Source organism: Pseudomonas sp. G166 (genome assembly GCF_037027455.2).
Taxonomy (GTDB): domain Bacteria; phylum Pseudomonadota; class Gammaproteobacteria; order Pseudomonadales; family Pseudomonadaceae; genus Aquipseudomonas.
The window spans coordinates 3,669,531-3,680,819 of the sequence record NZ_CP146985.1 but is presented as its reverse complement, the minus strand read 5'-3'; the positions used below and the strand labels follow the sequence as shown (position 1 = coordinate 3,680,819).

Annotated in this window: 7 protein-coding genes and 1 pseudogene; 5 read left to right on the top strand and 3 right to left on the bottom strand. The window is 58.0% G+C overall.

Annotation, left to right across the window (positions count from 1 at the left end; all coding sequences use genetic code 11):
- Window positions 1-56 precede the first annotated feature (56 nt).
- Window positions 57-665 carry an FMN-dependent NADH-azoreductase gene (locus SGN16_RS15860; protein WP_335945216.1) on the top strand — a complete coding sequence of 203 codons (609 nt, stop codon included), beginning with the start codon at window positions 57-59 and terminating at the stop codon, window positions 663-665.
- A gap of 183 nt (window positions 666-848) precedes the next feature.
- Window positions 849-1,886: a dienelactone hydrolase gene (locus SGN16_RS15855; protein ID WP_335945217.1), complete on the top strand. Its 1,038-nt coding sequence runs from the start codon at window positions 849-851 to the stop codon at window positions 1,884-1,886.
- On the opposite strand, the gene SGN16_RS15850 is transcribed toward SGN16_RS15855, so the two are convergent.
- Entirely contained in the window at window positions 1,880-3,073 is a 1,194-nt protein-coding gene (locus tag SGN16_RS15850; RefSeq protein ID WP_335945218.1) for an MFS transporter, read from the bottom strand. The genes SGN16_RS15855 and SGN16_RS15850 overlap by 7 nt on opposite strands.
- Before the next feature lie 344 nt (window positions 3,074-3,417).
- Here SGN16_RS15850 and SGN16_RS15845 point away from each other — a divergent pair, with 344 nt between their 5' ends.
- Window positions 3,418-5,421, top strand: a complete 2,004-nt coding sequence (locus tag SGN16_RS15845; RefSeq protein WP_335945219.1) for a hypothetical protein — start codon at window positions 3,418-3,420, stop codon at window positions 5,419-5,421.
- A gap of 350 nt (window positions 5,422-5,771) precedes the next feature.
- Here the strand turns inward: SGN16_RS15845 and SGN16_RS15840 are convergent.
- A pseudogene (locus SGN16_RS15840) lies at window positions 5,772-5,948 on the bottom strand (fimbria/pilus outer membrane usher protein); the annotation flags it as partial.
- A gap of 469 nt (window positions 5,949-6,417) precedes the next feature.
- On the opposite strand from SGN16_RS15840, the gene SGN16_RS15835 reads away from it, so the two are divergent.
- Window positions 6,418-8,127: an RHS repeat-associated core domain-containing protein gene (locus tag SGN16_RS15835; RefSeq protein WP_335945220.1), complete on the top strand. Its 1,710-nt coding sequence runs from the start codon at window positions 6,418-6,420 to the stop codon at window positions 8,125-8,127.
- A 268-nt stretch (window positions 8,128-8,395) separates the two neighbouring features.
- On the opposite strand, the gene SGN16_RS15830 is transcribed toward SGN16_RS15835, so the two are convergent.
- Window positions 8,396-9,985, bottom strand: coding sequence for an ABC-F family ATPase (locus tag SGN16_RS15830; RefSeq protein ID WP_003181279.1), 1,590 nt, complete (start codon window positions 9,983-9,985; stop codon window positions 8,396-8,398).
- Window positions 9,986-10,387: 402 nt separating this feature from the next.
- On the opposite strand from SGN16_RS15830, the gene lpxO reads away from it, so the two are divergent.
- Window positions 10,388-11,287: a lipid A hydroxylase LpxO gene (gene lpxO, locus SGN16_RS15825; RefSeq protein WP_335945221.1), complete on the top strand. Its 900-nt coding sequence runs from the start codon at window positions 10,388-10,390 to the stop codon at window positions 11,285-11,287.
- Window positions 11,288-11,289: the final 2 nt, after the last annotated feature.

Sequence of the window (11,289 nt, the reverse complement as noted above, 5' to 3'; positions counted from 1 at the left end):
ATAGGATTGTCTTCAATTGATCGCCTGGTTGCGGTCCTCACTTGGAGAGCACTCACATGAAATTGCTGCACATCGATTCGAGCATCCTCGGCGATAACTCTGCTTCCCGCCAATTGAGCCGTGAAGTGGTTGAAGCCTGGAAAGCTGCCGAGCCAGGCATCACGGTGACCTACCGCGACCTGGCGGCCGACGCCATCAGTCATTTTTCCGCCCAGACCCTGGTTGCCGCCGGCACCAGCGCCGAATTGCGCGACGCGGCCCTCAAACACGAAGCCGATCTCAGTGCGTCGACGATGGCCGAGTTCCTGGCGGCTGATGCGGTGGTCATCGCTGCGCCCATGTACAACTTCAGCATTCCGACCCAACTCAAGGCCTGGATCGACCGCATTGCCGTGGCCGGCCAGACGTTTCGCTATACCGAAGCCGGTCCAGAAGGCCTGTGTGGCGGCAAGAAACTGGTGATTGTCTCCACCGCAGGCGGTTTGCATGCCGGCCAACCGAGCGGAGTGGGTCACGAGGAGTATCTCAAGCAGATGTTCGGTTTCCTCGGCATCACCGATATCGAATTCGTCCGCGCCGAAGGCCTGGCCTACGGTGATGATATGCGCACCAAAGCCATGCGCGAAGCCACGTTGCAGATCGGCCAGCAGTTCGCCGCTGCGTAAGGCTTGCGTAAAGGCACCAAGCTCTTCGGGCAACCTTGGTAAAACCCTGTATTCTCGTCGTCATTGGATGGTCGGGATGCAGGGTTTTCTGCATTCGGCGCTGGGCGTTATGGCGCAGGTTATGCACGGCCAGGATTGCGAGCGGCGGGGCCTTCCCGTGCGCTGGTGAAGGTGGAAGATTCGATGACACGTTTTGGTGCAGCGCTGCTGCTTTGCTTGTTAGCCAGTCTCGCTTCAGTGCAGGCCGCACCGGGGCCGCATCCGCATTGGAGCGCCGGTTTCCATGAACTGAGCTTTCTCGATCCGCTGGATCAGCAGCCGATGCACGCCATCGCCTTTTATCCGTCCACCGACCGGGAACAGTCCAGCCTGCTGGGTGGCTACCAGATCGATGCCGCGCCAGACGCACAGATCGCCATCGGCCGCTTTCCGCTGCTGATGCTGTCCCATGGCAATACCGGTACGCCGCTGGCCCTGCATGACCTGGCCACTTCCCTGGCGCGCCGGGGGTTCGTGGTGGTGGCGGTGATTCATCCCGGCGACAACGCCCAGGACCACAGCCGGCTCGGGACCCTGAGCAACCTGTATGGCCGGCCGATCCAGATTTCCGAAGCCATTACCGCAACGTTGAACGACCCGATGCTCTCGCCGTTCGTCAACGCCGGGCAGGTCGGGGTGATCGGCTATTCGGCCGGTGGCGAGACGGCGCTGATCCTGTCCGGCGCGACGCCGGATCTCAACCGCCTGCGTCGCTACTGCCAGGAGCGACCGGATGACCGTGACGCCTGTAACACCCAGGGCGAGTTGATTGCCGATCGCGACGACCTGTACCCGGTGGCCGACCCCAGGGTCCGGGCATTGTTGCTCATGGCGCCGTTGAGCCTGAAGTTTGGCCGTCACACCCTGGCCGACGTCCATGTACCGGTGCTGTTGTACAGTGGCGACGGCGACAAGCTGGTGGCTTTCGATAAAAACGCCGCCGCCTTGGCCCGCAAGCTGCCTACCGCACCGGATTTCAAGACGCTGGCCGGAGCGGGGCATTTTGTCTTCCTGGCCCCGTGTACCGATGAACAGATCGCCGCGATGCCGGCGTTGTGCACCGACGCTGACGGTGTCGACCGCAAGGATATCCACCGCACCATGATTTCCGAGGCCAGTCGCTTCTTCGGCGAGGCCTTGGGCAAGCCGACCCGGGCGGGGATGAGGACGGCCGATCAATAAGGTGAGTTTATGGCCCGGCGACGCAGCAGCAAGGTCAGCCCCAGGCCGCTGACGGACAGCAACGCGGCGCAGAAGAAGATCGACGAATAGCCCAGGTTCAATGCCACCGCGCCCATCAGCGGGCCGGCAATCGCCAGCGCCAGGTCAAAGAACACCGCATAGGCGCTCAATCCCGCGCCACGACTAGTGTTCGGCACTTGCTTGATGGCCTCCACTCCCAGCGCCGGGTATACCAGCGACAGCCCGAAGCCAGCCAGCCCGGCACCGACCAGGGCGAACGCGGTGGACGGCGCCAACCACAGCAATACCAGGCCGAGGGTTTCGATACTCATGCAGGCAATGGCAGAGTTGAAGCCACCGAAGCGAGCGATGCTGGAAATGAACAATAATCGCGCCAGGATGAAGCAGACACCGAAGACCGTCAGGCACCAGGCCGCGCCGGTCCAGCCGCGACTGATATAAAACAGTGTGATGAACGTCGTGAGCGTACCGTAGCCGATCGACGCCAGGCTCAGGCCCGCCCCATACGGCGCAATGCGCCCAAACACCGCCCAGAATGGCAAACGCTCGCCACGAATGACCGGCACCGACGGTTTGTTGCGAATCATCAACAGCGCAGCGCCCGCCAGCAACGACAACGCAATGCCCAGGCTGGCGAACCCCAGTCCACCGACCATCACCACTCCCAGCGGGGCACCGATGGCAATGGCCCCGTAAGAGGCGATGCCATTCCAGGAAATCGAGCGGGCCGTGTGCTCCACACCCACCTGGCCCATGCACCAGCTGATGGTGCCCACGCCGATCAGCCCTTGGGCCACGCCGAGCAGCAAGCGGCCGGCAATCAGAATCAGCAGGCTGGGCAGGGGAAAACCTTGCAACAAGGTCGAGACCAGCGTCAGCACCCCGCTGAGCACAATCCCCGACAACCCATAGACGATGGCGCGCTTGGTGCCGACGCTGTCTGACAAGCGCCCGGCCATGGGGCGGCTGAGCAGGGTCGCCAGGTACTGTGAACCGATGGTCAACCCGGCCACCACCGCGCTGAAGCCCAGCTGTTCGTGAACATACCCGGGCAGCACGGCAATCGGCAGGCCGATGCAGAGAAACGCGATGAAGGTGTAGAAAACGATGGAGACGATCTGCAGGGTGATCGATAGGGAACTGGGAGCAGAGGAGGGCGTGGGCATGGGGCTCGTTCGCGGGCAGCGGTAAGAGAGCCTCATCATGGCGCGAGGTGAGGATAAAAGAAAGCAGGCTAACTAAATGTGCTGGCACGGGATGCGGCCCGGGCTTGGCGAATAGTCCCTTGGTTTGAACCCCCGGCTTTTCTGGCGGGCAGTCGCTGCTTGTGCTCTGTAAAAGGACGACCTGTCAACTCTGACAGTATCCAAGATATGAAAGAGGGCGTTCAATCAGTCGCAGGCCCTATTGGTCGATGTGAAACGCTTCGAGATGTCCATGGGCATTGTGTTTGCCGAGCTTTACGGCGGTAGCTCCAATCACGACGGTCTGAATATCAGGAGAATCAGATATGGCAAGCGTGGACAAGAAAACCAGTGCGGCGCAGGCTCGTATTGACTACCTCGCGCAGCGACGTGAACAGCATTCAGGGCCCAAGGCTTTGGATCCTCCTGAGCTTCTGGCCAGGGTTGTTGATAGCACAGACGGTACGCTCCATGGCGAAGATCTGGATAGGGATCTGCAAGTCAAATTCTTGGGTTTCTCTGACTTGCCGACACTTCCGGGTGATGAGTCGACCATGTATTTGCAGTTCGCTTCGGGTGCGACGCCTGCTGAGGGAGACTATCAGAACGTCGCTGAAAAAAGCTTTCCTTATCCGGTCGACCCGCAAGCCGATTTTCCGTTTGAACTGACTCTTGAGCGCAAGCACTTTGCCGTCGATGGCGTTTATACATTTAGAGCGTTGTTAGAGAGTTATAACGGCGGCTACGAAAGGTCGACACCTACCACTCGTATTTTCGATAGCACGCCGCCCTATAACCATAAGGAGCCCAAGAAGTTAACCATTACGTCTCCCATCACCGATGCTGTTTTGGTGGCTAATCCTACTGGGGTTCCGGCGATCCTTGACGAATATGACGACCGCGCGGCAAGCGATGAATATTTTCTGTGGTACGGAAAACTCCCGTTGCCGGACTCCCTGCCCGGTACCCCGCCGACGGTCACAGATTTTGTACCGAATGACCTGATATTACGGATACCTGTCAACATCATTCATGAGGAGGGGGATGGTGGCTGCTATGCGGTGTATGCACTGCGCGACAAAGCGCAGAATCGCACCCCGCTGTCTGATGTAACCGACTTGGGCGTGGCCTTGGGCACTTGGCCGCCCCCTGATCTTCAAAGAATCGAAGTGCCGCAAGCGACATTCAAGGGGTTCCTCGATTTTCAAGATGCTCTGGATGGCGTGGATGCGGTCGTCAAAACCTATACGGGGCGAAAGGGGACCGATTTCATTGAGGTGACCTGGGGAACGACAGTGCTTCCTTTGGAAACCATGGGTTTGGCCCCAACCAAGAGCATCCGCATCGACCCCGACGTGCTGCGTAGCGAATATGGCGCTGCGACCGGGCCGATTAGTATTCAAGTAAGTTATCGCGTACTTCGAGGTACGGAGCCTTATGGTTCGGACATCGAAACAGGGATTACGGTCGTGACCAATTTTTGGCTACCGGGGCCCACGCCCACCATTCCTTGGCCTGATCCGATCAATGGTGACATCCCATTGGGTAACGTCTTTGGCGAGAATTCAACAACGCCTAACGTTTTGACCCGAGCGCACAATAATAAAAGTGCCAACTTTGTATTTGAGTTGTACCCGAATGTGAAGACGGACGAAGTCGTAACGATTTACTGGAACGGCGAGCACGTCGTCGAAGCCGATTATACAGTCTTGCCCACTGATAAAGAGGGTTATGAAAAAACGCAAATCATTCCGTGGTCCTACATCGACAAGGGCGGCAATGGCGACGAGGTGCCGGTGTGGTACTGGATCAATTCCCCCAACTCTCCCAACCGCCAACGTTCGGACGACACGCCGGTCGAGGTGAACGCGGTCATCTTCAAGCCCCCTGCGCCGACCTTCCCCGATAAAAAGGGCCAGTTCTTGAATTGCGATTCGCTCGATGGTCCCGACTACGCCATTCGTGTGCAAGTGCCTGATCTATCGGGCCCGCCTTACAATTTGACCGCCGGGGATGAGGTGACGCTGCACTGGGTCGCGCTGGCGGGTACCGCTGGAGAAACGCCGATCAATGGGGCCGAGAAGGATGAAACGGTCACCCTGGATGACACAACCTGGCCGGTGACAGGCTTTACCTTGCCGTTCACATCGATCCCGTCAACCGGCGGCAACTGGCCGGCGAACAGCGGGGCGGTTGGCTGGGCCTGGAAGTTGAGGATAATGCCGGGGGTATCGATGCTGCAGTCCAGTTGCGAACCACCGCCGCTCGTGAAGGTGTGTTTGTTCAAGGTGCCGATGACACTTCCTACGGCAGCATCCCGAGGGACATAAAGCGTGCCCAACTGAGGCTGGAAATGCAGGGGGCCACTTCCGGCCTCCCACCAGCAAGTATCGGCGGCGGCGAATGCGGATGAAGTCGGGCTGCCGGTGACCAGCACCAGAGATGTCAGCAGCAGACGTGTCGATTGTTTCATGGTGTTTCCTGTGGGATCGGGCATGACAATAGGCTGTTTGCCAGTGGCTGGGTGGCGCGTGTCAATGGCATGTCAGCGCCTGAATGCGGTAGCCCTGCACCTGCTCCATCGTCTGCTGATTGACGTCGAGCCGGCATTGAGGGGCGTCGCCCGGTGCCCAGCGCACGTTAAGTTGTTGTGGCTCGGGCCCTACAGAGAGCAATACCTGACGGAGCTGTGTTTCCCAATTTTCTGGTTGATTGCCGCTTCGAGACGGCTGCGTCGGCTGCCAAAAAAACGGACGTCGTGCTCGCGGTCGCGCACAGCTTCGTCGAAATCGCGGTAACCCTCGGTGGAATAGCGATAGCCAGCGAAACGCAACTGAGTCCCGCTTTGGAATGATTTGCTTTTAAGCCGCCAGCGACTGATCACCTGCGTAGGCAACTGATAGGTATTCGGTTGATCCAGCACCGAGCCGTTTCGCAAAGGGTAAAAGGTTTCGGTTTCCTGGATATTGTCACCTTGCGTCGTGGTCTGGAGTATGAGCGAGTGGAAACGGTTGAACGTGCGTTTGACACTGCGCACAGGTGTCCCCGCCAGGTAATGGGTTTCCACGGTGCTGTAGTCGTAAGTGCCGCTCTGATAGATCAGCGGGTCCTTGTTGTCGGTGCCCCATTGGATCGGCAAGGTGTTGCCCAGAAAGTTCTTATCATCCAGATAGGTGTATTCGACTTGCACCTTGTCCGGGTTGTCAGGGGCGCCATCGGGATAAATCTCGTGACGGCTGACACGTGGCAGGTAGCGGCCTGACGGGCCGGGGAAGCTGTGTTCGCTGTCATAGACGATCAGTTCACTACCGCCCAGCTATACCGATGTGCTCGATCAAATACAGCAGTATGAATATGACCCTGAAGGTCGATTGGAGCGTACATCCCTGGGGACGACTTCGTCGGCCTTCACTTACGACACCTTGGGGCGTGTCGCTACCATCACCACGCAAGACATTGTCGACGGCGCACCGGCGAGAACCCTTGGTATCAGCCTTGAATACGATGAGTTTCATCGCGAAATAAAGCGTACGTTCGACCTTGATGGCGTTATCCAGGTATTGGATCAGGTATACGACGAGTTTGACTGTCTCGTGCGACGCACCTTGACCGAAGGCGCCCAGACGCTGCGTGACGAAACCTATGCCTATGATCTTCGTGGACGCCTGGAGACGTATACCTGTGCGGGCAGCCAACCGCCAATTGATCCGTATGGCAACAGGCTCTCGGGGCAAACCTTTATCTTCGATGCGATGGATAATCTGATCATCGTCATCACAGAGACGGCCGATGGGAAAAACAACATGGCCGAATATCATTATGAAAACCCGCAAGACCCTGTCCAACTGAGTCGAGTCACCCATTCAGGGGATGCGGGGCATCCAGACGAGTTGGTGCTTTCCTATGATGCCAACGGTAACCTGATTCAAGACGAGCAAGGCCGAGTCTTGGAATATGACGCGCTTAATCGGCTGCTCAGTGTGAGTGAGTCCGGATCGGGTAAAACGGGTAACTTCCAATATGATCCGCTGGACCGGTTATCCAATAACGATGACGGTGGCGGTTCCCAGCAACATTTTTACAAGGGCGATCACATCGCCAACCTTGTGAACGGGGAGCGGAGCAGTACCTTCATGCGCGGCGATGACCATTTACTGGCAGAGCGTCAGGGCGACAACACACTGTTACTGGCCAGTAACTTCACCAACAGTGTAATGAATGAAGTCAGCTCCGACTCAACCCATTCTCTTGCTTACAGCCCTTATGGCCATCGTAGCGCCGAACAACCTATCAGTACCGAACTGGGTTTCAATGGTGAACTGAGGGAGGCTCAGACCGGAGGATATATGTTGGGAAAGGGTTACCGGGTGTATAGCCCGGTGCTCATGCGATTCCATAGTCCGGACAGCTGGAGTCCGTTCGGCAAGGGGGGGCTGAATGGGTATGCATACAGCCAGAGGCCGCTCGATGAGGTAGACCCTACGGGGCACTTCGTTGTTAACGCGGCGTTGGGCGCCTTGCTTTTAGGCGTTATAGCTGTCGCCACAGGTGTTGGTGCAGCTCGCACCGACGACAACACGGCTCGCATCGTGTTTATCGCCATTGCTTCGGTAGCGGCGGGGGCGTCGATTGGTTTAGGGGTGTCGGCATTTAGGATGACCCCAACAATGAATAGAATGCCCGGTGCGCGTCCACGGCCTAGCGTTGGAGCTTCTTCGCGCTCCACAGGCAATGCGTCGAGAGGGGGTAGCGATCCATACGCTGCGACTGCTCCCCCGCGTCATGGATCCCTAGCGTCGATAGGGCCTGGCGATCCATACGCTGCGACTGCTCCCCCGAGTTATGAATCCCTAGCGTCGATAGGGGCTGGCGATCCACACGTTGCTGCTACTGCCCCCCCTCCTTCTCCTCCGCCGAGTTATTCTGCCGTGACAGGAAAATCAGGCATGCCACCGGTGGATTTTAACGTGCTACTGCTGAGAGGGGCGAAAGTCCAGACAATAAGAATGAATAATATTAGACAAACTTCTTCATAAGCCTAACCCGCGCAACGCCATTCCTTCATTGTGCTGTTAAAGCCCAGCGTGTTCATGACGCATGTGTTCGTCGGATGGCTATATTGGTTGCCGTTCAACGGGGCGACGAAGTCATCCGTGGCGAGGGCGCCAGCTCCCTCGCCACGGATTTCCTCATTCTTCTTGCATGAACTGCATCACGGGATATGCGCCTTGAAATACAAAAAGCCCTGTCACAGTGGACAGGGCTTTTTACTTGCTGCGTGAAGCTTACAACTCGGAGCTGCCCTTAGAACACCACACCCTGGCTACGCAGGTAGTCGTCATAGGTGCCGCTGAAGTCGACCACGCCGTCGGCGCTCAGCTCGATGATGCGGGTGGCCAGGGAGGAGACGAACTCCCGGTCATGGCTGACGAAGATCAGCGTGCCCGGGTAGTTTTCCAGCGCCAGGTTCAGCGCTTCGATGGATTCCATGTCCAAGTGGTTGGTGGGTTCGTCCATGACCAGCACGTTGGGCTTTTGCAGGATCAGTTTGCCGAACAGCATGCGGCCCTGTTCACCCCCGGAAATGACCTTGACCGACTTGAGGATCTCGTCGTTGGAAAACAGCATGCGGCCCAAGGTGCCACGCACCAGTTGTTCGCCGCCCTGGGTCCATTGGCCCATCCAGTCGAACAGGTTGACGTCGTCTTCGAAGTCGTGGGCATGGTCCTGGGCGTAGTAGCCCAGTTCCGCGGCGTCGGTCCATTTCACGGTGCCGGCATCCGGTTCCAGTTCATTGACCAGGGTGCGCAGCAGGGTGGTCTTGCCGATACCGTTCGGGCCAATGATCGCCACGCGTTCGCCGGCTTCGACGGTGAAGCTGAAGTCCTTGAACAGCGGCTTGCCGTCAAAGCCTTTAGCCATGCGCTCGACAATGACCGCCTGGCGGTGCAGTTTCTTGGTCTGCTCGAAGCGAATGAACGGGCTGACACGGCTCGATGGCTTGACCTCGGCCAGTTGGATCTTGTCGATCTGCTTGGCGCGGGAGGTGGCTTGCTTGGCTTTCGAGGCGTTGGCCGAGAAACGGCTGACGAACGATTGCAGTTCGGAAATCTGTGCCTTCTTCTTGGCGTTGTCCGACAGCAGCTGCTCGCGGGACTGGGTCGCCACGGTCATGTATTCGTCATAGTTGCCCGGGAACAGGCGCAGCTCGCCGTAGTCCAGGTCCGCCATGTGGGTGCAGACACTGTTCAGGAAGTGACGGTCGTGAGAGATGATGATCATCAGGCTCGAACGCTGGGTCAGCACGTTTTCCAGCCAGCGGATGGTGTTGATATCCAGGTGGTTGGTCGGCTCGTCCAGCAGCAGCACTTCCGGGTCGGAGAACAGTGCCTGGGCCAGCAACACACGCAGTTTCCAGCCTGGCGACACTTCGCTCATCGGGCCGAAATGCTGCTCGATGCCAATCCCCAGGCCCAGCAGCAGTTCGCCGGCGCGGGATTCGGCGGTGTAGCCGTCCATCTCGGCAAACTCGGTTTCCAGCTCGGCCACGGCCATGCCGTCTTCTTCGGTCATTTCCGGCAGCGAATAGATGCGATCGCGCTCGGCCTTGACCTTCCACAGCTCTTCATGGCCCATGATCACGGTATCGATCACGGTGAATTCTTCGTAGGCGAACTGATCCTGGCGCAATTTACCCAGGCGTACGTTCGGCTCGAGCATCACCTGGCCGCCGGACGGCTCAAGATCGCCGCCAAGGATTTTCATGAAGGTCGACTTGCCGCAACCGTTGGCGCCGATCAGGCCATAGCGGTTACCCGCGCCGAACTTGACCGAGACGTTTTCGAACAGCGGCTTGGCGCCGAACTGCATGGTGATGTTAGCTGTAGAGATCAAAGGTTTATCCTGCGGAACATTCAGAGTAGCTAAGGGTGCGGCAGTACCTGTTCAGTACCTGTTTGCGCAGGTCCCGACCGCACTAAGGCATCGCGGTCGCAAGCGCAAGGGTCCATCCGGCATAAGAGGACAGCAGCATACGGAGCGCCCGGCCCGAATAGACGTGCGCCGAAGCCGGGTTTCCGGTATCGGCCAAAGGGGGCGCGTGATGTTTGGCGGCGATTGTACTGATCTGGCCGCATTAACGATAGGGTATTGCCCCGGCATGACAGTTTTTCACAACTGAAGGATAACTTTCGGCTACAAACTCTGGCTAAAATGCCATCTCACCCGACGCCGTCTCCCTTGTCACTCGGCTGGCCGGGGGGAACCGCCTGTTCACTCCTATTTGTGATCGATTCCGTGAAGCTCATCATTATCGCGATCTATATCCTGTCCATCGGCTATGTGCATCTGCGTGGGCATGTACGGCATAAGTTCGGACGCCAGTTGAGCGACCATTCGTCCTTTCTCGCGCCGATCAACTGCCTGCTTTACCTGTGTTCGAAACTGCCCAACAAGCCTTTCCTCAATCCGGCGGATTTTCCCGACCTGAGCCCGTTGCAGGCCCACTGGCAGGAGATCCGTGCCGAAGGCCAGAACCTGTTGCAAGCGGGGGAAATCAAGCGCTCCCATCAATACGATGATCTTGGTTTCAACTCATTCTTCAAGACCGGTTGGAAGCGTTTTTACCTCAAGTGGTACGGCGACAGCCATCCCTCGGCCATGAAGCTCTGCCCGCGGACCACGGAGCTGGTGCAAAGCATCGGATCGATCAAGGCCGCGATGTTCGCGCAATTGCCACCGGGGTCGAAACTGGTCCGTCACCGCGACCCGTACGCAGGGTCGTATCGGTATCACCTGGGCCTGGAAACGCCCAATGATGCCGGCTGTTATATCAACGTCGATGGCGAGCCTTACCATTGGCGTGATGGCGAAGCGGTGATGTTCGACGAGACGTTCATTCATTACGCCGAGAACACCACGCCACACAATCGCATTATTTTGTTTTGTGACGTGGAACGCCCCATGAAATTTTCCTGGGCCACTGCGTTCAACCGCTGGTTCAGCCGTACCGTGATGGCCGCCGCCGGCGCGCCTAACGATGCGAGTGACAAGACGGGGTGGCTGAACCGGGCATTTTCCAGGCTCTACAAGATTCGTCTGCAGGGCAAAGAGCTGAAGAAACGCAACCGCAAGCTGTATTACTTGCAGAAATGGGCCTTTTTCGGCGGTTTGTTGGCGATCTTCGTCTGGATCTGAGC